The sequence below is a fragment of the Rhizobium sp. NLR8a genome (genome assembly GCF_019685235.1).
Lineage (GTDB): Bacteria > Pseudomonadota > Alphaproteobacteria > Rhizobiales > Rhizobiaceae > Rhizobium.
This window is the reverse complement of record NZ_JABDWI010000025.1, coordinates 13,632-34,262: the sequence shown is the minus strand read 5'-3', so window position 1 is coordinate 34,262 and position 20,631 is coordinate 13,632. Positions and strand designations below refer to the sequence as shown.

Annotated in this window: 22 protein-coding genes and 1 pseudogene; 6 read left to right on the top strand and 17 right to left on the bottom strand. The window is 61.3% G+C overall.

Features of this window, described 5'->3' with window-relative positions; all coding sequences use genetic code 11:
- The 12 genes from HJC04_RS31180 to ccoN form a co-directional block, all read right to left on the bottom strand.
- Positions 1-211, bottom strand: a 211-nt coding sequence (locus HJC04_RS31180) for a cytochrome c maturation protein CcmE (RefSeq protein WP_221124229.1), incomplete at its 3' end; no start/stop codon positions are given.
- Positions 208-1,080: a c-type cytochrome biogenesis protein CcmI gene (gene ccmI, locus HJC04_RS31175; protein ID WP_221147804.1), complete on the bottom strand. Its 873-nt coding sequence runs from the start codon at positions 1,078-1,080 to the stop codon at positions 208-210. The genes ccmI and HJC04_RS31180, both read right to left, overlap by 4 nt.
- Positions 1,081-1,175: 95 nt before the next feature.
- Positions 1,176-1,841, bottom strand: coding sequence for a Crp/Fnr family transcriptional regulator (locus HJC04_RS31170; RefSeq protein WP_210633549.1), 666 nt, complete (start codon positions 1,839-1,841; stop codon positions 1,176-1,178).
- 31 nt (positions 1,842-1,872) lie between these two features.
- Positions 1,873-2,031: a cbb3-type cytochrome oxidase assembly protein CcoS gene (gene ccoS / locus HJC04_RS31165; RefSeq protein WP_210633356.1), complete on the bottom strand. Its 159-nt coding sequence runs from the start codon at positions 2,029-2,031 to the stop codon at positions 1,873-1,875.
- Positions 2,028-4,310: a cation-translocating P-type ATPase gene (locus tag HJC04_RS31160; protein WP_221147803.1), complete on the bottom strand. Its 2,283-nt coding sequence runs from the start codon at positions 4,308-4,310 to the stop codon at positions 2,028-2,030. Before HJC04_RS31160 ends, ccoS begins: the two co-directional genes overlap by 4 nt.
- Positions 4,307-4,792, bottom strand: a complete 486-nt coding sequence (locus HJC04_RS31155; protein WP_210633359.1) for a FixH family protein — start codon at positions 4,790-4,792, stop codon at positions 4,307-4,309. Before HJC04_RS31155 ends, HJC04_RS31160 begins: the two co-directional genes overlap by 4 nt.
- Positions 4,789-6,357 carry a cytochrome c oxidase accessory protein CcoG gene (gene ccoG / locus HJC04_RS31150; RefSeq protein WP_210633361.1) on the bottom strand — a complete coding sequence of 523 codons (1,569 nt, stop codon included), beginning with the start codon at positions 6,355-6,357 and terminating at the stop codon, positions 4,789-4,791. Before ccoG ends, HJC04_RS31155 begins: the two co-directional genes overlap by 4 nt.
- A 171-nt stretch (positions 6,358-6,528) precedes the next feature.
- Positions 6,529-6,714 carry a hypothetical protein gene (locus HJC04_RS31145; RefSeq protein WP_221147805.1) on the bottom strand — a complete coding sequence of 62 codons (186 nt, stop codon included), beginning with the start codon at positions 6,712-6,714 and terminating at the stop codon, positions 6,529-6,531.
- Positions 6,715-6,824: 110 nt separating this feature from the next.
- Positions 6,825-7,688: a cytochrome-c oxidase, cbb3-type subunit III gene (ccoP, locus tag HJC04_RS31140; protein ID WP_210633364.1), complete on the bottom strand. Its 864-nt coding sequence runs from the start codon at positions 7,686-7,688 to the stop codon at positions 6,825-6,827.
- Position 7,689: 1 nt separating this feature from the next.
- Positions 7,690-7,842 (bottom strand): CcoQ/FixQ family Cbb3-type cytochrome c oxidase assembly chaperone, encoded by a 153-nt coding sequence (locus tag HJC04_RS31135; RefSeq protein ID WP_017969139.1) that lies wholly within the window; start codon positions 7,840-7,842, stop codon positions 7,690-7,692.
- Between the two features lie 8 nt (positions 7,843-7,850).
- The gene (gene ccoO / locus HJC04_RS31130) at positions 7,851-8,585 is read right to left on the bottom strand and encodes a cytochrome-c oxidase, cbb3-type subunit II (protein ID WP_210633365.1); all 735 of its coding nucleotides are present in this window, start codon (positions 8,583-8,585) and stop codon (positions 7,851-7,853) included.
- Positions 8,586-8,593: 8 nt separating this feature from the next.
- Positions 8,594-10,216, bottom strand: coding sequence for a cytochrome-c oxidase, cbb3-type subunit I (gene ccoN / locus HJC04_RS31125; RefSeq protein WP_221147802.1), 1,623 nt, complete (start codon positions 10,214-10,216; stop codon positions 8,594-8,596).
- A 237-nt stretch (positions 10,217-10,453) separates the two neighbouring features.
- Between ccoN and HJC04_RS31120 the strand changes: the two genes are divergently transcribed.
- The 4 genes and pseudogenes from HJC04_RS31120 (at position 10,454) to HJC04_RS31105 (ending at position 14,600) form a co-directional block, all read left to right on the top strand.
- Positions 10,454-11,185: a Crp/Fnr family transcriptional regulator gene (locus HJC04_RS31120; RefSeq protein ID WP_210633375.1), complete on the top strand. Its 732-nt coding sequence runs from the start codon at positions 10,454-10,456 to the stop codon at positions 11,183-11,185.
- 26 nt (positions 11,186-11,211) lie between these two features.
- Complete coding sequence (locus tag HJC04_RS31115) at positions 11,212-13,137, top strand: PAS domain-containing sensor histidine kinase (RefSeq protein ID WP_210633376.1); 1,926 nt, start codon at positions 11,212-11,214, stop codon at positions 13,135-13,137.
- A 276-nt stretch (positions 13,138-13,413) separates the two neighbouring features.
- Positions 13,414-13,857: a pseudoazurin gene (locus HJC04_RS31110; protein ID WP_210633378.1), complete on the top strand. Its 444-nt coding sequence runs from the start codon at positions 13,414-13,416 to the stop codon at positions 13,855-13,857.
- Positions 13,858-14,122: 265 nt separating this feature from the next.
- Positions 14,123-14,600: pseudogene (locus tag HJC04_RS31105) on the top strand (NUDIX hydrolase).
- Between the two features lie 27 nt (positions 14,601-14,627).
- On the opposite strand, the gene HJC04_RS31100 reads toward HJC04_RS31105, so the two are convergent.
- Both HJC04_RS31100 and hemN read right to left on the bottom strand, forming a co-directional pair.
- The gene (locus HJC04_RS31100) at positions 14,628-15,116 is read right to left on the bottom strand and encodes a hypothetical protein (protein ID WP_221123610.1); all 489 of its coding nucleotides are present in this window, start codon (positions 15,114-15,116) and stop codon (positions 14,628-14,630) included.
- A gap of 166 nt (positions 15,117-15,282) precedes the next feature.
- Positions 15,283-16,635, bottom strand: a complete 1,353-nt coding sequence (gene hemN, locus HJC04_RS31095; protein WP_221124609.1) for an oxygen-independent coproporphyrinogen III oxidase — start codon at positions 16,633-16,635, stop codon at positions 15,283-15,285.
- A gap of 261 nt (positions 16,636-16,896) precedes the next feature.
- Between hemN and HJC04_RS31090 the strand changes: the two genes are divergently transcribed.
- Both HJC04_RS31090 and HJC04_RS31085 read left to right on the top strand, forming a co-directional pair.
- On the top strand, positions 16,897-17,229 hold the full coding sequence (locus HJC04_RS31090; protein WP_221123601.1) for a hypothetical protein: 333 nt from the start codon (positions 16,897-16,899) through the stop codon (positions 17,227-17,229).
- Between the two features lie 132 nt (positions 17,230-17,361).
- Positions 17,362-18,087: a response regulator gene (locus HJC04_RS31085; protein ID WP_221147801.1), complete on the top strand. Its 726-nt coding sequence runs from the start codon at positions 17,362-17,364 to the stop codon at positions 18,085-18,087.
- Between the two features lie 54 nt (positions 18,088-18,141).
- On the opposite strand, the gene HJC04_RS31080 is transcribed toward HJC04_RS31085, so the two are convergent.
- From HJC04_RS31080 to HJC04_RS31070, 3 genes are read right to left on the bottom strand one after another with little or no spacing between them, the layout of a single operon-like run.
- On the bottom strand, positions 18,142-19,068 hold the full coding sequence (locus HJC04_RS31080; protein WP_221147800.1) for a ribokinase: 927 nt from the start codon (positions 19,066-19,068) through the stop codon (positions 18,142-18,144).
- The gene (locus tag HJC04_RS31075) at positions 19,065-19,526 is read right to left on the bottom strand and encodes an RbsD/FucU family protein (RefSeq protein WP_184459996.1); all 462 of its coding nucleotides are present in this window, start codon (positions 19,524-19,526) and stop codon (positions 19,065-19,067) included. The genes HJC04_RS31080 and HJC04_RS31075 overlap by 4 nt, the downstream gene beginning before the upstream one ends.
- Positions 19,527-19,567: 41 nt before the next feature.
- Complete coding sequence (locus HJC04_RS31070; RefSeq protein WP_221123604.1) at positions 19,568-20,623, bottom strand: LacI family DNA-binding transcriptional regulator; 1,056 nt, start codon at positions 20,621-20,623, stop codon at positions 19,568-19,570.
- Positions 20,624-20,631 lie beyond the last annotated feature (8 nt).

Genomic DNA, 20,631 nt, shown 5'->3' with positions numbered 1-20,631 from the left:
TCGAACCGGCGCCGCGCACGACGCTGCCCGCTCCGACCAGGCCGCCCAGCCGGATGCGGGTCTCCGGCGCCACCGGCGTCTTGGCCAGATCGGCCGGCATGTAGAAATAGGCCACCGACTGGCTGAAGGCGAACATCACCAAAAGCACCGCCGCAAGGATGAAACTCATCCCGCCCGCGATCACCGCAAGGCGCTTCTGCTTGCGCGTCATTGCGAATCTCCTGCAGCTGTCATGTGAGGCTTCTGCCTCGAAGCGGCCAGCGGAACGCCGCCATTGGCGGAAATATGTTGGTTGACGAGCGGCAGCCACGCCGCGCCGGCAGGCGACAATTTCGCCAGCGCTTCGAAATCTGCCAGCGCCTCGGTGGTCCGTCCCGCCTGCTCCATGCCGACGGCGATGTAGAACAGCGCGCGCGGGTTTTTCGGTTCGAGCCGGAGTATCTGCCGCAGGATGTCAAGCGTGTCCGCGGTCACCGAACCTTGCGCATCGATCATCAGGGCCTCGGCGAGGCCGCCCAGGCGATCGACGTCGGGTCCGAGGATCCGCAGCGCATTCCGATAAGCCGACTGTGCCTCGGCGATCCGGCCGGTCCTGAGGTAGACCGGAGCGATGACGTTCCATCCCCGCCCGTCATCGGGCTGGCGTGCGAGATGGCGTTCCGTCTTGGAAATGAGCATTGCGATATTGTGGCCGGGATCTTCCAGCCGCGCCTGCAGCGGCTGCGACGGCATGTCGGGCGAACCCAGCCGGGCATAAAGGCCGATGCTCGCGAGCGGCAGAAATAAGCTGATGGCCAGCTTCGGCCATCGATGGGCATGCGGCGGTCTCCGGCGCTCTTCACACTGTTGTTCGGTTGCCTTGAAAAGCCGCCGCGCGATTTCGGCACGGGCATATTCGTACTCGTTGCGAGGGAGTTGGCTCGTCTCCATGTCCCTGTCGAGGTCGACAAGCTGGTCCCGATAGACCCGGCATGCATCAGCCGCACCACTGTCGATCCGGGCAAGGCCCGAAGCAAACGGATGAAGAAGGGAAGCAATGACGGCAGTCGCGATGACCGCGAAAACAATCCAGATAAGCATGACGTCGAGGTGCCTTTCGCCCCGACCTTAGTGGAGCGGGCGATCGCCACATTGACGCCGGTCAAATTGCGGCGCTCTTTTCCGGCTTCCCGATGTCAGCACGCCTTCCGCAACTGGTCGACACTGTCGACCAGGACAATCTTGCCTCTGACTTCGACACCTGCAGGAACGAGCGCCGCGAATGCGCGCGAAAGGGCTTCGGGCGCAAGCCCCAGTTTGCCGGCCAGGATCCTCTTCCGGTAAGGCAGGCGAAATGTGGCCTGCGACGCCGAGGCCGGGCAACGGCTCACGAGGTAGTTCGCGACACGTTGCGCGGCCGTGTGCAGCCGGTCTCCTGCTATGCAATCCATCGCGCCGAGCAGATGTCGGGTCATGATTCGCATGACGTTGCGATGAATGGTGGGGTACCGCTCGGCGAGCGCCCGCAAGTCCGCAAGTTCGAACAGGGCCACCTCCGCTCCGTCGGCGGACCACGCGCCGTAGGCGTAGGTGCCGCCGCCCGACAGAAGATATTCGCCGAAGGTGTCGCCGGGCTCGCAGACGCAGATATCCGCCTCGCGCCCGGCGGACTCGGATTTGGAAAGTCGGACGAATCCGCTCATCACGCAATAGACGAACAACGCTGGCTGGCCTTCTGCGATGATCCGCTCATCCGCAGCGAATGTTTGAAACTGAGCTGTAGCGGCGAGCTCCTCTATCGTCGACTCGTGGAGGCCGTCGAACAGGTCAGACCGCAAAAGTATGGGATTTTTCGCAAGCATCGATCTTCCTCTCGTCTTGGTCATATGCGGCTCAAGATTTGTTGCGGTCGGTTTCGTCCTCGATGAGAATTCGCCAAGCGGCTCCTTCAAGGTCGTCATACTGGCCGCTCTTCAGCGACCAGAGGAATGCCAGGAGGCCCATTCCCCCCATCAGCAGCGCGATCGGGATCAGATAGATCAGCATGTTCATGCGGTTTTGACCTCCCCGCCGGCTCGCGCTTCGGTCGGCATGGGGGAGTGTTTGCCGAAGGTATTCAACCGCAGCGCATTGGTTACGACGATGATCGATGATGTCGACATGGCCACCGCTGCGATCAGCGGCGTCGCCAGTCCGGCGATCGCGATCGGGACCGCCAGCAGGTTGTAGCCGATGGCCAGAACAAAGTTCTGCCGGATCAGGCTGGCGGATCGTCGCGCGACGGCGATCGCTTCCGGAACGGCATCGAGCCGTTCGTTGAAAAAGACGAGGTCGGCGGCCTGCCTGCCGATGTCGGATGCGGTGGCGGGCGCCATCGAGACATGCGCGGCGGCAAGTGCCGGCGCGTCGTTGATCCCGTCGCCGACCATGAGCACGCGATGGCCCTCGCCGCTCAGCCTCTGGCATTCCTCGACCTTCTGCTTCGGCGCCACCGCGCTCAGAGCCCTTCGAATACCGAGAGCCCGCGCCGTGTTGTCGACGACGGTTTGCCGGTCGCCTGATACCATCAGCGTTTCAAGGCCGGCGGCAGTGATATCGCGGACAGCCTCGGCAGCGCCGGGGCGAAGCGTGTCGTCAAAGAGGAAATATGCCAGTTCGGCACCGTTCTTCGACAGGACCACTTCCGAAAACGGCCTGTCGGCCGCGCCGGTCGTAGGGCCGGTTTCGCAGGCAAAGGCCCGATTGCCCAGCCGATAGACATCCGTTCCATTGCTGGCCTCCAGCCCCCCAGCGGGTATTTCCGTGACCCTGTCGAAGGAGAAGGAAGAAGCCTGCTCCATGTCCCGCAGCAGCGCCTGGGAAAGAGGATGCCGTGAATGCGCGGATAATGCGCAGGCGATGGCGGTATTGCTCGCGTCGGTCGCCTCGACCCCGACGAGGCGGGGCCGCCCCATCGTCAGCGTGCCGGTCTTGTCGAAGGCGACGATATCCGCCTCGGCCAGTCTTTCGAGCGCCGAACCGTCCTTGACCATGATGCCCTTGCGAAAAAGCTCACCCGCCGCGACCACCTGAACCACGGGAACGGCAAGGCCGAGCGCGCACGGGCATGTAATGATCAGCACCGCGACCGCGACCAGCATCGCCTGTTTCCAGTCGCCGCCGAAAAATCCCCAGGCGAGAAAGGAGACCAGCGCCAACAGGTGCACGGCCGGGGAATAGAGCGCTGCGGCCCGATCGGCGATCCGGCGATAGCGAGCCCTGCCGCCTTCGGCGGCTTCCATGAGGCTGATGATTTCCGATAGAAGGGAATCCCTCGCCACTTTCGTCGCCCTCAGGATGAGGGAGCCGGTCAAGTTCATCGCACCCGAATTCACCGCGCTGCCTTTGGCGACGGCGACCGGACTGCTTTCACCGGTGACGATGGAGAGGTCCACGTCGCTCTCGCCGTTGACGATCATGCCGTCGACGGGGATGCGCTCGCCCGCCGCGATCGCGATGTCGTCACCCACCGCGATCTCTTCCACCGGAACGTAGCGGCGCGATCCGTCCGGCATCATCAGCAGCGCCCCGCGCGGGGCCAGTCTTGCCAGACCGTTGATCGCCGCGCGTGCCTTTTCGCGCATTACGTGATCGAGGGTTCTGCCGATCAGCAGGAAGAACAGCAGCGAAACCGAAGCGTCGAACCATGCGTGTTCGCCGTGATGCACGGTCTCCCACAGGGAGACGGCATAGGAGAGCGTCACCGCGAGCGAGATCGGAACGTCCATGTTGGTGCGCCCGCGTTTCAAGGCGTTCCAGGCCGATTTGAAGAAGAAGCGCCCCGCATAGACCAGTGCGGGGGCCGCGATCATCGCCGAGATCCAGTGAAACATGTCCCGGGTCGCCGCGTCGGCGCCAGACCAGACCGACACCGAGAGCAGCATGATGTTGGCAGCTGCAAAACCAGAAACCCCGATCGCCAGCAGCAACTGGTTCCTGATTCGGTCGTTTTCAGGCGCCGCGGCTGTGAGGAGATGCGCGCGGTATCCAACCGCATTGATGGCTGCGAGGATTTCGGAGGGATCGGTCGCCTGCCTTTCGAATTCTTCCTGATAGATGCAGCTAACCCGGCGGGCAGTGAGATTGACCCGGGCCTTCCTGACGAAGGGAAGCGCCGACAGCGCTTTTTCGATGGTGACTATGCAGCCGCCGCAGTGGACGTCGGGGACACTGAGGTCGAGCTGATGCAATCCGGCCCCGAGCGGGTGGCTCGCCAGCCGGACTTCGTCGGCGCTGGCCGATGTCGCGCTGAGGGCGAGTACGCTTTCCGTATCCATGGTGCAGCAGGTCATTGGCCAAACTCCGCCGTATCGATGCGCTTCGCCTCGTGCATGACGACCACGCCGTTCCTTCTCGATATGGCCTCGACGATCCAGTCGCCGCCGGTCACCTCGTGGTCGGCTTCGAACCGGCCATCGCCGGTCCTCCGGAGCGTCAGGTGGAAGTCCTCGTGATCACCGACCGGTCTTTTGAAGTTCAGCGTGACATCGTCGATGATCGCAGGCGCGCCCTTGCCATCGTGGATGTCGTAGCGGATCGCGCGGCCCTTGACGGAGAGAGCGCCCTCGACGCCGGAGGCGGCCATCGCCTTCATCGCTGCCGCCTTGCCGTTGAATTCCTGACTGGCCACATAGGTGTTTTCAACGACCAGGCCGCTCCAGCTGGATGAGGCATAGAAGGCCATGGTGACGTTGACGGCAATCACGACGGCGAAAAATGCCGAGGTGGCGAGCAGCATGTGCAAGCCGGTAAAACCTCGAGTGGACGCCTTCATTTCACCTCTCCCGGTGCGTTGAACGCCGCGCGATAGGTCGCCCGGTCGGAATGGTCCGAATCTTCGATAACGAATAGGAATTCATTGATCTCGGCCCCGTCGGGCTTGCGCGTCACGAAGACCTTCAGCGTCGTGGCCGCGTCCGGTTCGGCATGGACCGTGAAGCTGCGGCCATCCTGCCTGCCGAACTCGGGAATGCGCATCACGCCGCCCTCGAGCCCGATGAGGGTGATGGTCACATCCCGCGGCGTCGGCACCATGTTGAGGACGCGAAGTGTGTAGCCGTTGCGGATGGAGCCGTCGCTTTCCAGGACATATTGGGGGTTGCGATCATGGACGACGTTGAGTTCGAGTCGTTCGCGGAAGGCAAGATGGATGACCATGGCGATGCCGATCGATGCCCAGACGACGGCGTAGAAAACGATCCTCGGACGAAAGATGATCCGCCAGTCGAAATGCCGGACCGCCGAGATGAAGCTTCCATCGGCGTTTCGGACATTGGAGGGCTGGATGGCGGTCCGTCCTCCGTCCGTCGCAAGCGACATGTTGCTCGAATATTCGCTGAGCGTCGCATAGGCGATCAGCCCGCGAGGTTTTCCCAGCTTGTCCATGACGCCGTCGCAGGCATCGATGCAGAGCGCGCATGTGATGCATTCCATCTGCTGACCGTCGCGTATGTCGATGCCCATCGGACAGACCGCGACGCAGGCATTGCAATCCACGCAATCGCCGACCGGCAGGCCCTTGGCCTGGGTTTTCTTGGCGTGGCGCGACCGCTGCTCGCCTCGCCAGTCATTGTAGGTGACGACAAGCGAATTCTCGTCCAGCATCGCGCCCTGAATGCGCGGCCACGGACACATGTAGGTGCACACCTGTTCGCGCATCAGCCCCCCAAGCACATAGGTCGTGGCTGTCAGGATGGCGATCGTTGCATAGGCGGCCGCAGGAGCGCCGCCACCAAACAGCGAAGCCGCCAGGCTCGGCGCGTCGGCAAAATAGAAGATCCACGCCCCGCCGGTGGCGCCTCCGATCAACAGCCAGATCGCATGCTTGATCAACCGCTTGCTGAGCTTGTCGAAAGTGAAGGGGCCGGCGTCGAGCTTCATTCGCGCGTTCCGGTCCCCTTCCATGGCGCGTTCGACGACGAGAAACAGGTCTACCCAGACTGTCTGCGGACAGGCGTAGCCGCACCAGGCGCGGCCGACCGCGGCGGTGACGAGAAAGAGGCCAAAGCCCGCCATGACGAGCAGGCCCGCGACATAGTAGAATTCCTGGGGCCAGATTTCGATGAAGAAAAAGAAGAAGCGCCGGGAGGAGAGGTCGACGAGAATTGCCTGATCGGGCGCGTAGGGACCGCGATCCCAGCGGATCCACGGCGCCAGGTAATAAATGCCGAGCGTGATCAGCATCACCATCCATTTGAACCGGCGGAATCGACCCTCGGCGCGCTTTGGGAAGATCTTCTTGCGCGGCGCATAGAGAGGCTGTCGGTTGCGCCGGGCGTTGACCGGCTCGACACTGACGCGCTCGATGTCATTCGGATCTGGGGCGGTGTAGAGATTCATGGAGACCTGTCCAGTGTTTGCCTGCCCTTGTCCCACCCGCGGCGCATCCGTTCCTTGATGCAGATCAAGAAATGACCTTTCGGAATGAAAAGACCACGCCCCGGGGTAAGGGCGTGGCCGGAGGACAGCGGGGGAGAAACACCGCTGAGACGTCCTCGACAGGAGCTGAAATTATCGGCTCGTCTGCTTGTGATCCTTGAGGCAGATCAAGCTTACGATCGAATTTCCGATCTTTGCCGGATCCTCCTGTTCGGCCGACGGCGCCACCGCCTTGGCGCGTTCCGAAACGCGAGAGCGGATGATGGCGCGCGGCGTGCCATAGAGACCGAGGATGGGATTGTGACCGTGGACTGTTATCGTTTCTCCTTGGAGCATTTCCGTTTTCCTTGAATCACGGAAATGCTCTATCTCTTTGTTTTCTCGCCATTGCGGGCGCAAAACCGCCGCGCACTTTTGCTTGGGTTGCTCTAGGTTCCGCCGCCAAGCGAATGGACGAAAATGGTGAGCTCCTTGACTGTCGTGTCGCCCAAGCGTGCTGCCCAGGCAGGCATGACGCCATGTTTGGGAAAGGCGACCTGGCGGACGATGGCATCCTCGCCGCGTGCCTTCAGCCAAATCGCGTCGGCAAGATCCGGGGCACCCATTTCCGCCTTTCCTCTGGCATCCTCGCCGTGACATGCTGCGCAGTTATCGAGAAAGACCTTTTTTCCGGCTTCCGCGACTGTGGGATTCGAGGGCGCGTTGGTCAGCCCCCAGACGTAGGCGGCGACCTGTCGCATCTGGACAGGCTCCAGCACATCGGCAAAGGCCGGCATCTCGGAGGCGTGCGTTTCGGCATCCGAATCGAATCGGATCCCGTGGGCGATCGTCGTCTGGATGGCGCCCAAGTCGCCGCCCCACAGCCAGTCGTCATCGTTCAGGTTGGGAAAGCCGGGGCCGCCGCTCGCCCCCGAGCCATGACAGGGCGCGCAATTGACTTTGAATGAGGACGCACCGCCGGCAATTGCGAATTCACGGAGGGCAGGATCGGCGTCGATCTCCTGAACCGTCTTTGCAGCAATCAGGTCGTGAAACTGCGTCTGAGACGCCTTGGCCTGATTTAGATCCTGCTGCAGCTCCGCGCGGGTTGAGTAGCCGAAATAGCCTTTAGTGGCGGAAGTGATCATCGGGATAGCGGGGTATGCAATCGCATAGCCAACCGCCCAAAGTATGGTGGCGTAGAAGGTCCACACCCACCATCGGGGCATGGGATTGTTGAGCTCGCGGATGCCGTCCCATTCATGTCCGGTCGTTTCGACACCGCTGAATTCATCGATATGTTTTTCCGACATCTCAATCGTCCTTCAAGGGAATATCGGCGGCTTCTTTCGCCGTCTGCTTGCTGCCCGGGCGAAGGGTGAATACGACCACGCCGACGAAGAATGCCGCCATGGCGAGGAGCCCCCAGCTGTCGGCGAAGTGTCTCATTGCAGTGTAGGTTTCCATGGATCACCTCAACGGTAGCCGGACGCGTCGTCATAGGTCGAAAAATCGACCAGCGTTCCGAGCATCTGCAGATAGGAGACCAGCGCGTCCATTTCGGTCAGCCTGGTCGGGTCGCCGTCGAAATCGCCGACCTTAGCCTTCGGATAGCGTTCGAGGAGGGCCATCGTGTCCGCATTCGGATCGGCCTGAGCCTTCATGTCGGCCTCCGCATTCGCCAGCATGTCGTCGTTGTAAGGCACGCCGACGTCCTCGTTGGCCTTGAGGTCCATTCCGACGTCCTTGACGGTGACCTCCCGCTCCTTGAGGAAGGCGTAGCTCGGCATGATCGATTCCGGCACCACGGCCCGCGGATTTGCGAGATGCTGGACATGCCATTCGTTCGAGTAACGTCCGCCGACACGGGCCAGGTCCGGCCCGGTGCGTTTGGATCCCCACTGGAACGGATGGTCGTAAATCGATTCCGCGGCCAGCGAATAATGGCCGTAACGTTCGACTTCATCACGGAACGGCCTGATCATCTGGCTATGGCAGAGATAGCAGCCTTCACGGATATAGACGTTGCGCCCGGCGAGCTCCAGCGGCGTGTAAGGCCGCATGCCTTCCACTTTCTCGATCGTGTTCTGCAGATAGAACAGCGGTGCGATTTCAACGATGCCGCCGATGCTGACGACGAGCAGCGAGCCGACCAGAAGAAGCGTCGCGTTCTTCTCGAGGATCTTATGTTTATCCAATATCGATGCCATGTCTCACCTCATTCGGCAGGCTGTGCCTGGGGCACGAAAGTGGTCGGGATTGCGGCTTCGTCGCGCAGGTGGCCGCGGATCGTCATGAACACGTTCCAGGCCATGACGAGACCGCCCGCCAGATAAAGCGCTCCGCCGACCGCGCGCAGCACGTAGTAGGGGATCATCGCCGCGACCGTTTCGGCGAAGGAATAGACGAGAAAGCCCTGGGAATTGTATTCGCGCCACATCAGCCCCTGCTGGATACCGGCAACCCAGAGCACGGCGGCGTAGATCACGATCCCGAGGGTCGCGAGCCAGAAGTGCCAGTTGACCATCCGCAGGCTGTAGAGACGTTCGCGCCCCCACAATTTCGGTGTCAGGTAATAGATCGCCCCGAAGGTGATCATCCCGACCCAGCCCAGCGCGCCGGAATGCACATGGCCGATCGTCCATTCGGTATAGTGGCTGAGCGAATTGACCGTTTTGACCGACATCATCGGGCCCTCGAAGGTCGACATGCCGTAAAAGGCGATGGCGACGATCATCATGCGGATGATCGGGTCGGTGCGGATCTTGTCCCAGGCGCCCGAAAGGGTCATCAGGCCGTTGATCATGCCGCCCCAGGAGGGCATCCAGAGCATGACCGAGAAAACCATGCCGAGCGTCTGGGCCCAGTCGGGCAGCGCCGTGTAATGGAGATGGTGCGGGCCGGCCCAGATATACATGAAGATCAGGGCCCAGAAGTGGATGATCGAGAGCCGGTACGAATAGACGGGCCGGTTGGCCTGCTTCGGCACGAAATAGTACATCATGCCGAGGAAGCCGGCGGTAAGGAAAAAGCCGACGGCGTTGTGGCCATACCACCACTGCGTCAGCGCATCCTGAACGCCCGAGAAGAGAGAATAGCTCTTGGACCCGAGGAACGAGGCCGGTACCGCAAGGTTGTTGACCACGTGCAGCATCGCGATGGTGACGATGAAGCCGAGATAGAACCAGTTCGCCACATAGATGTGTGGTTCTTTGCGCTTCAGGATCGTTCCGAGATAGACGGCGAGATAGGCGACCCAGACAACGGTCAGCCACAGGTCGACATACCATTCGGGCTCGGCATATTCACGCGCCTGGGTGATGCCGAGCACGTAGCCGGTTGCCGCCATGACGATGAAGAGCTGGTACCCCCAGAAGACGAACCAGGCGAGGCTGCCGCCGAAGAGACGTGCGCGACAGGTCCGCTGCACCACGTAGAAGGACGTCATGATCAGCGCGTTGCCGCCGAAAGCGAAGATGACCGCCGATGTGTGAACCGGCCGCAGCCTGCCGAAATTGAGATAGGGCGCGAAATTGAGGTCGGGAAAGGCCAGTTGCAGCGCGATAATGACGCCGACCAGGAAGCCGACCACGCCCCAGAATACGGTGGCGATCAGACCATAGCGGATCACGTCGTCGAAATAGCCGGACAGGTCGACCTTCCGCCGTTGGTCCGCCGGTGCGAAGTCGATCCTCCTGACAAGGAGCAGGGTTCCCGCAACCAGGCAGAAGCTGAGTATGCCCATATGGACCGCAAAGAGATGATCATGCGCGGATGCGGCTCCGAGCAGCGCTAGAAACGCCGCGACCGCGAGCATCATTGTTTCCACAGTATAATTCATGATGTCGTCCCCAGTGCAAAGACGACCGCCCCGCGGCCGGCTTTCTCGTAGTTCGGGGCAGGACTGTCACGAAGCCGGCGACGGCTCCTTGATCTACATCAACAAGGAGACTCCAAGCTGCGGATGGACCGCCGCTGTTACACATTGTTACACTCTTTCACCCTTTGGCACCGTCCGCTCATTCGCGTGTGACGCAGCGGCTTTCTACTGCACCCACTGCCACGAGGGGACACGACGATGCTGATGCAGAACAACCACGCGTTCGAAAATGCCGAGCAAACGGGCGAAGCCATTAATGCCGGCCAATCGCTTTCGTCGCTTTTCCGGAGCTCGGCGGCGGAACCCGTCGCAGCCGGCAAGGCGATTTGCTGGGAGGGCGATCAGGCGAAGCATCTCTTCCAGGTGGAAGAAGGCGTCGTTCGCCTGCATCGCATCATCGGCGAAGGCCGCCGGGTGATCACCGCCTTTCATTTCGCCGGCGATCTCATCGGCGCATCCTTGCAGAACGATTTCATTTTCACTGCGGAGGCCGTCACCGAATGCAAGATCCGGCGCATGTCGCGCAAGAGCTTTCATGAAGAAGTCGCCCGTTCCGACGCCCTCGGCCCGGCCTATATCTCCCTGCTCTGCCAGGAGGCGGCCGCTGCGCATGAACAGATGGTGCTGTTGTCGAAAAAGAATGCCGAGGAACGCCTCTGCAGTTTCATCGTCAAGCTTGCATCGCGCCGCAACCCGCGGCCGCGCCAAGGGTTGGTGCGCGTTCCGATGAACCGCCAGGACATTGCGGATCATCTCGGCCTGACCATCGAGACCGTGTCTCGCACGATCACGAAACTGGCATCACGCAACATCGTTATTCCCGAGGGCAGGCACGACCTGAGGATCGTCAATCTCGCCCGCCTGAAACAGTTGTCCGGCGACGCAGATGATTTTACTGACGATTCCTGTCATAGGGTCAACCTGCACTGATGGAACAAGCCGGAGGATCGACATTCATGCCTCACCGCCTCGTGTCACCGAGAACCGCATCGCCGCAGGAGCTGGATGCCATGGTGCACGTGCTCGACGGAGCGGATATCATGGTTCATCGTTTCGACGGAACGATCACGCATTGGTCGATCGGCTGCGAGAACATGTATGGCTGGGCAAGAGAGGAGGCCGTCAGCGAGAAGGTCCACGAACTTCTGGCGACGAAGTTTCCCGAACCGGCGGAAAACATCCGCGATCAGTTGAAATCGCGCGGCTTCTGGCACGGCGAAATCATTCATCGCCATAAGAGCGGGCACGACATCCATGTCGCCTCCCGCTGCGTGCTGGTCAATCTGCCGGACGGAGAGCTTACCGTCATCCAGACAAACAGCGATGTCAGCGCCCTGAGGCAGGCTCAGGAGGCGGTCAAGTCGCGTGAGGCACATCTCAGTTCGATCCTCGATACAGTGCCCGACGCAATGGTAGTCATTGACCACAAGGGAACGGTACTGTCGTTCAGCAAGGCTGCCGAAAAACTGTTCGGAATGCCGGCGGAGGAGATTTGCGGCCGTAATGTCAGCAATCTGATGCCGAATCCCTACCGCGACGCCCACGACGGCTATATCGACCACTACATCGAAACCGGCGAGAAGCGCATCATCGGCTACGGGCGCGTCGTAACCGGACAGCGGGCCGATGGATCGCAATTCCCCATGGAATTGCACGTTGGCGAGGCGACGGCCAATGGCGAGCGGATTTTCACGGGTTTCGTCCGCGATCTGACGAGCCGATTCAAGATCGAGGAGGATCTCCGTCAGGCCCAGAAGATGGAAGCCGTCGGCCAATTAACGGGTGGCATCGCGCACGATTTCAACAATCTTCTCACCGTCATCAGCGGCAATCTCGAAATGATTGAGGACAAGCTGCCCTCCGGAAGCCTTCGAGACATTCTCCACGAGGCTCAGGCCGCCGCGCAGGACGGGGCGATCCTGACCGGCCAGCTGCTGGCTTTCGGCCGACGGCAGCCGCTGAATCCCAAACATGCCGATCTCGGTCAGCTCCTCAGCGGCTTTTCGGATATGCTGCGACGAACGCTCGGCGAAGATATCAGGCTGTCGACCGTCATTGACGGGTCGGGCCTCAACGTCCTCGTCGACAGTTCACAGCTTCAGAACGCCATTCTCAATATTGCCCTGAACGCAAGGGACGCCATGCCGAAGGGCGGCAGTCTGACGACAACGATTTCGCACGTCCATCTCGATGCCGATTATGCGAAAATGTATCCGGAGGTGCGCAGCGGCAACTTTGTCCTCATTACCATGACGGACACCGGCACGGGCATGACCGAGGAGGTCAGGAAGCGCGCGATCGAGCCGTTTTTCACCACCAAGGAGGTCGGCTCGGGCACGGGGCTCGGACTCAGCATGGTCTATGGTTTCGTCAAACAGTCGGGCGGGCATCTCCAGCTTTACAGCGAGGTGGGGCGCGGCACGACGGTCAGGATATATCTGCCGGCGGTCAACGGGGTAAAACCCCGGGAGCCCGCGGCGGATGATGGCAGCGGCGAGAGCCAGCTGCCGCGCGGCGACGAAACGGTGCTGGTCGTCGAGGATGATGCCCGCGTCCGCCGCGTGGCCGTCGCCAGGCTCGCCTCAATGGGCTACAGGGTGCGTGAAGCCGAAAACGGCCACCGTGCACTCGACCTCCTGCGGGAAAATCCCGAAATCGCGCTGCTGTTCACCGATATCGTCATGCCGGGCGGGATGACGGGCGACGAACTCGCACGACAGGTGCGCCTCCAGCGTCCCGACATCGCGGTTTTGTTCACCTCCGGATATAGCGAGCCGGGCCTTGCGGGCAAAGGCATCGTTCCCGGCGCACAGTGGCTGCGCAAGCCCTATACCGCCAAGGAACTGGGGTTGAAGATCCGCGAGCTTCTCGACGCGAGGTGATCTCGGACCTGCTTCCATCTCGAATTGCTGACGCTCGCCAGGCGAACGTCCTCCCGGTCATCTGTGTCGCCTGACGGCTTCGTCGGAACGCTCCGGCAATTGGCGCAAGGCCGTATGGCCGAGTAAGGCAAGGCCATTCCTGGTGTGGCGGGCAACAGCCAAAAACTGATCTTCAGCTTTTTCCGGGAATTTGACGGGCGTCAAAGAGGCCGGTTTCGGCATCTCCTAAAACAGGTTCATGAGGCTGATCGAGCCTCGCAGAACAGGAGATTGCAAATGCGTTTGAAATTCGGTCTGATCGCTGCGGCGGCAGCCTTGATTGCCTCGGCAGCGCCGTTGCTGGCCGCCGACCACCAGGTTCAGATGCTCAACAAGGGCGCCGACGGCGCAATGGTGTTCGAGCCCGGCTTCTTGAAGATCGCCCCCGGCGACACCGTCACCTTCATTCCCACCGACAAGAGCCACAACGTCGAGACCTTCAAGGGCCTCATTCCGGATGGCGTCGCCGAATTCAAATCCAAGCCGAACGAACAGTATCAGGCCAAATTCGATGTTGCCGGCGCCTATGTCCTGAAATGCACGCCGCATGCCGGCATGGGCATGGTTGCCTTGATCCAGGTCGGCGACAGCCCGGCCAATCTCGAAGCGATCAAGACGGCAAAGGTGCCGAACATGGTACGCAAGCGGCTCGATGCCGATCTTGTCCATATCGCCCAGTGATCAACGACCGGTGCGGATGGCCGTGATCGCGCGCCATCCCGCACGATGGAGAACCATCATGTTCAAGCCTGTGATGCTTGCTTTCGCGGCGGTTGTCTGTGCGGCCGGCGCAGCTGTTAGATGCCGGCTGGCAACGAGACGCTGGACCGGCGCCGGCCGAAGTCATTCGGCGCATTTCAAAAGCAGCCTGTCGGAATGACGGTCACTGCGGAATTCAACCGTCGCGTCTGCTTGCCAAGGTGAACAACCGACACATCTGAATTCTATGAACAAGGCCCCGACACTCTTGTCCCAGCTAGCCGACCATGCCGAGACAATCCTCCTCGGCAAGGCCCTGGAGCAATTCGGTGCGCTTTGCCTGCGTGATGGACCGGGCGGCGGTTATGAGGTCCTGCTCATCACGACGCGCGAAACGGTGGACCATTCCGAAGGGCTGGCCCATCAAGGGTCTCGCGCCGCATGAGGTGGTCGAGCGTGAGGCCTGGGAAGAAGCGGGTGTGAAGGGGCGGGCGAAGAAACGCGCTTTCGGCTGCTTCTCCTATCTCAAGACGCTTCAGGATGGGAAACAGGTGGCGTCATTCGTGACGGTGCACGTCATGACGGTTCGCCACACCAAGTCCCGTTTCCCGGAGCACAAGGAGCGCAAGCTCGCCTGGATGCCGCCTCTCGAGGCGGCCTCAATGGTGAACGAGCCGGAATTGAAAAGCCTGTTGCGGCGCGTGGACCGGCAAGCGCGTTCTTGAGATGTCGGCACGGTAATCCGGCTTTGCTCAGGCTGCTTCGGTCCGATTGGTCGCCTCCTCCAGCCGCGCTGCAGTTTCCGTCGCCCGCTGCATTAACGTCATGATCTCGCGTTCGGACCGGATATGACTGCGCATCGAGCAGAAGAACGAACGCAGCTGATATCCGACAGTTTCCCAGGACAGCCGGCAGCCCCCCTCGCCCACCGTTTCCAGGGTGACGGCCACGTCTCGCGCGGCGCCAAGACCCACCAGGCGGCCTGCCCGCCGCCGTTCTTCCGCGCCGGCTTTTTCCGCGGCGTCCATGATCAATCCGAGCCGGGAGGAGATCAGCCGCTGTTCGAGCTCATGCGTCGTCTGCAGCAGCGGAAGCAGGCCGCGAGAGATGCGGTCGCAAAGATCTTCGTCTATGTGGCAAGGCAGGAAATCGGCGATTGCCTGGAGCACGTCGCACCACAACATCAGTTGGTCGTAGCAGCGTTCGAGTTCCATGAAATCGGTCGGAATCGGTTTGTTCATCATATTACCTCTGCAAGAAATGACCGGCGATCTCTACTGCCGTGTGACAAACGCGAAGACGGTGCTGGCGCACCCCTGCCAGCAATCTATCAACCCACCGCCTGAAGGGCATGAGTAAACAGGCCGGAGTCATGGATCGGCACTTCCGGCCTGGCTCTGATTCAGGTCAGGCGGCCTTGCTGTGCGTGCGTCCGTGCGAGCCGAAATAGGCGTCGAATGCCGCCGCGACGGCACGGACCATGAAGCGTGCATCCTGAGATACGACGATCCGCTCGCCGCTGATCGCCACGACGCCGTCGGCCACCAGCTCGCCTAGGCGCTCGTTGCGTTCGACAAGGAAGCCGGTGTCGAAACCCGAGCCGCTGCTCACCTTTCCGAGATCGACCTCGAAATCGCACATCAGCCTTTCGATGATTCTCGCGCGAAGTTTGTCCTCTTCGCTGAGAAGATAACCCTTGGCCGTGGGCAGCATGCCGGCGGCAACCCGCTCGGCATAAAGTCCGAGAGGCACGTGGTTCTGCATATAGCCGCTCGGCAGCCGTCCGATCGCGGAAGCGCCAAGGCCGATGAGGCTATCGCAATCATCCGTGGTATAGCCCTGGAAGTTCCGTCTCATCGTGCCGTTGCGGGCGGCAAGTGCGAGCTGATCCTGCGGCAGTGCAAAATGATCGAGCCCGATACGCACATATCCGGCTTGTTGAAGCTCCCGGGCGATGGCTTCGGCCTGCTCATTCCGCTGTTTTGCGTCCGGCAGCGATGCTTCGTCGATTAGGCGTTGATGCTTCTTGAAGGTGGGTATGTGGGCGTAACCGAAGACGGCGAAACGTTCGGGACGCAGCTCTGTGGCCAGGCGGACCGTTTCCAAGCAGGATTGTACCGTCTGCTTCGGAAGGCCATAGATCAGGTCGAAATTGATGCTGGTCACACCTGCGGACCGCAACTCGGCCACTGTCGTCTCCGTCTGCTCGAAGGACTGCAGCCGGTTGATTGCCGCCTGCACGACCGGATCGAAGCTCTGGACGCCGAGGCTCGCGCGATCGACGCCGTTTTCGCAGAGCGCATCGATCATGGGAGCGGCCAATCTGCGCGGATCGATCTCCACGGCAACACTGGCATCTGCCTCGAAAGCAAAGGCGCTCCTGAGCTTTGCCATCAGGGCGGAAAAGTCCCGAGGTTTCATGATTGTAGGGGTGCCGCCGCCGAAATGAACGTTCCTGACGGGCACGTCGTTTCCGGCGGCAAAGGAGACGAGTTCGATCTCCTGGTTCATCACATCAAGATATTCGACGACCGGGGCGTCCTGCCGGGTGTTGGTCGTGTGGCAGCCGCAGTACCAGCACATCGAATGGCAGAACGGTACGTGGAGATAAACCGAAACAGGCCCGGTCTTGCCGATATCGGCGAGACCGCGGGCATATTCATCCGGCCCAACGGTGGCCGAAAAAGCCGGTGCCGTCGGGTAACTCGTATAACGCGGAAGCCGCGCATCGCCGTATTTGGCGACCAGATCGTCGGACATTGTCACATCCCTTTTCAAAAGCAGGATGCCTTATGACCTCAGGCCGCACGCTCTTCCTTGTCCCAAATCAATGATGATGCCGTCGGCGTGGAAATTGTCCGGATATTTGTCCATATCCTTTCGGTCACGGCGCGGATGTTTCGGTGCCGACCTCTCGCCCTGTTCATTTGATCGAAGTCAAAGCGTCGTGCGACCGGCGTCGTAACTTGGAGAAAAAAATTCGGAAGCCGCAGCGACGAACCAACGATCCGGAGCGATGGAATGCCATATGAAATCGTCACAGCAAATCTCGACGCGAAAGACAAGTCGGGGCGTATCGATGTGCGGTTCGGGCCCGACATGAAGACCGTCATCGTGTCGCGGCGGGCATTGCTGTCGGTGGCCTCGCCGCCGCGGGCTACCGAATTCCGCCTTCTTCAATACGTCGACACTTTCTGCCAGATAGCCGCGCGCCGCCTTGCCTCCACGAGCGCAAACACGGTTCGGATCACAGCGAACGATGTCCGCGGATGGCTCTGCGCGTGGCAATCCTCGCCGGCTCCCGTTCCGATGCAGACCAAACGCCATCGGCTGCACGATGCCAGGCCCGCGTAATTCTGGCCGGAATGGATTTGCGGTTTACGATGAGGACAACGACCGCCTGGTGGTGACACCAGCTTGACGGGCATGTTAAAGACGATGCCATTGAAGACGATCTGTAACGAGCAACGGCTTGGCGGATGGACGATGGCAGCACTTCAACATGACGCGCATCTTCTCGTCGTCGACGATGACCCGCGCATTCGCCAGATGTTGACGCGCTACTTCGAGGACGAGGGTTACACGGTCTCTTCCGCCGCCGACGGAATCGAGATGCGCGTGCGCCTGCGCCAGCAGAATTTCGACGCCGTCCTGCTCGACCTCGTTCTTCCCGGCGGCACGGATGGCCTTGACCTCGCCCGCGAAATTCGCGCCCAGTCCGACGTGCCGATCATGATGCTGACGGGCCGTGACGACGTCGTCGATCGAATCGTCGGTCTGGAAGTCGGTGCCGACGATTACATCGCCAAGCCCTTCCATCTCCGGGAGGTTCATGCCCGCCTGAAATCGATCCTGCGCCGCCGGCAAGCTCCTGCGCGCAGTGCCGAGGCGGCCGGCGAGGAGATTGTCGGCTTCGAAGACTGGAAGCTCAATCTCAGCCGCAGGCAGCTTTTCGATCCGAAAGGCACGGAAATCGAGTTGACGACCGGCGAGTTCGATATGCTGACGACCTTCGTCCGGCATGCCGGACGGGTTCTGACCCGCGACGTGCTGATGGATCTGACCCGGGGCCGAAGCCTCGAAGCTTTCGACCGGACGATCGATGCCCAGATCGTCCGGCTGCGGCGCAAGATTGAGACGGACCCGAAGAAGCCTCAATTCATCAAGGCCGTGCGCGGCGTCGGCTACGTCTTTACCGCAAGGCTGGATTGACGGCTTCTGGAGAGGTTGACACGCCCCGCCCAATTCCCCTGCGACGGCCAGTCATCAGGAGCCAAGCAAGGCGCTGATCTCGGCGCGAGAAGGCATGGCGGGGGCCGTACCCGGCCGTGTTACGGCGATCGCGGCAGTCGCGCAGCCGAAACGGACGGCCTCGATTGGCGCCCGGCCTTCGGAGATCGCCGTCGCGAACCCACCGAGAAAGGCGTCGCCGGCTCCGGTTGTGTCAACGACATTTCCCGCCGAAAATGCGGGGACGAATTCGCTCTGCTCGGCGGTGTGATAGAGCGCACCGCGCGCGCCGAGCGTGATGACCGCTGCGCGCGCGCCTCGGGCGACCAGCGTGCGCGCCGCCGCACGCGCCTGTTCATCGGTTTCGATCGCATGGCCCACCAGTTGCGCCGCTTCGACTTCGTTGGGAACGATGAAATCGCTCAGGCCATAGATGCTGTCCGGGATGGTGCTGGCCGGCGCCGGGTTGAAGATGGTCGTGGCCCCTGCCCTTTTGGCGATCGACAGGCCATGCAGGGCCGCTTCCAGCGGTTGTTCGAGCTGTGTCATGAAGATAGCAGCACTTTCGATCGCTGCCCGGTTCGCTTCGACATCTTCGATGCCGATCAGCCCTGCGGCGCCCGGCACCACGATGATGGCATTGTCGCCGCTCGCTTCGTCGACGAAGATGAAGGCAGCGCCCGTGGAAACCCCTTCCATCTTCATCACATTGGCTGTGACACCCGCCTCCGCATAGGCCGCAAGGGCCATCGCGCCGAACGCGTCGTTGCCCACCCGTGAAATGAAAGTCACCTTGCCGCCGGCTTTTGCCGCGGCGATCGCCTGGTTGGAGCCCTTGCCTCCCGGCCCGAGCGTAAAACCCGACCCCATCAGCGTCTCGGCGATTTGGGGCAAGCGCTTTGCCTTATAGGCGGTGTCGGCGGCAAAAATGCCTAAGATGACGATCCCGCTTTTCTCGCTCATCGCACGGCCTCTTCCGCTGGAATGACGCCCTTGGTCAAAAGGAAGCATCCATAGAACCGCAGTTCCCCGGTTGCGATCACGCAATAGGCCTTTTTGGCGATGTCGTAGAACGCCATGCGTTCGACGGGATACATCGGCGACGGCTTGCCTTCGGCCCGGTCGACAATCGACTGTACTTCCTGTTGGATCGGCGGGATTTCATCCGGTTTGCCGATCACTTCCATGCGTCCGACCGACGGCTGAATCGGCGTGTCCAAAGGCAGGACCGAAAGGACCGCGTCGATCGCCTGCGGCGCGGGAATGTTTTCCATGGTCAGCAGTTTACCCAGACGCGTCTGGCGGGCTATCGAATCCGATGGAAAATTCATGTCGGAGATGACGAGATAGTCGCCATGTCCCATGTTGCTAAGTGCCTGAAGAATGTCGCCATTGAGTTCGGCCCGAATTCCCTTGAGCATTGATCTTCCATCCTTTCTCTAGCCGGAGCGCCGGCCGTGCTTCAATTTCTGTCCCGGCGATGTCCGGCTCGGAGCGCCCGTGCGCCTTTCGGTTCGCCAGGTTGCGGGCACGGGCCGCTCGAACCGCGCACGATCAGCGATCCGTCCACCATTTCGTCCCCCTTGCCCGGCGGTTCCTCCAGGAGAAGGCTGACCGCGCGCCGCGCCAGCATGTCGGCTGGCTGGCGTATGGTTGTCAGCCGCGGCACCACGAGATTGGCAAGCGAAATGTCGTCGAAACCGGTGACGGACAGTTTTCGCGGCACATCGATCTTAAGGTCACGGGCGGCGCGCAATGCGCCGATCGCCTGCTGGTCGCTGGCGGCGGCTATCGCCGTCGGCCGATCCTGCGGCGGGCGCGAAAGCAGCTCGCGGGCAATTCTTTCGCCGGATTCATAGTCGAATCTGCCATGGGCGATTTGCAGTTCGACAGGCTCGCCGGTCTTGCCGAAGCCGTCCATGCGGCTGACGAAGGCCTCCTTGCGCATGCGCCCTGCCTCAGTGTCGGTCGGCCCGGAAATATAAGCGATGCGCCGGTGCCCCAGCCCATAGAGATGATCGGCAATCAGCGTGGCCGCCTGCGCATGGTTGGTCGACACCAGGGGAAAGGCGCCGAAGCGCCGGTCCAGCGATATGACCGGGACCGAGGCTGGCAGATCGAGACCTGAACCGTCGCTCGAAGCCACCACGATGATGCCGCGCACCGATCGGTCGAGAAAAGCCGAAACGTGGCTCTGCTCCGCCTCGCTGTCGTTATGCGAGCTTGCCAGCATAAGGCTGTGACCGCATTCGAGCGCCGCACGCTCGATGCTTGCCGCAAGCTGCGCAAAAAAAGGATTGGTGATGTCGGGAACGACGAGGCCGATAACGTCGGTTCTGCTGGTACGCAAGGCTCGTGCGGTCACGTTCGGCCGGTAACCGAGCGCCGAAATAGCGTCGTTGACCCTTTCCCGCAGCAGGGGTTTGACCGCGGCTTCGCCCGACAGAACGCGCGAAACGGTGCCCACGGAGACGCCCGCATATTCGGCGACATCCTTGACTGTGGGCATCTTTGGCATGTTCAAAC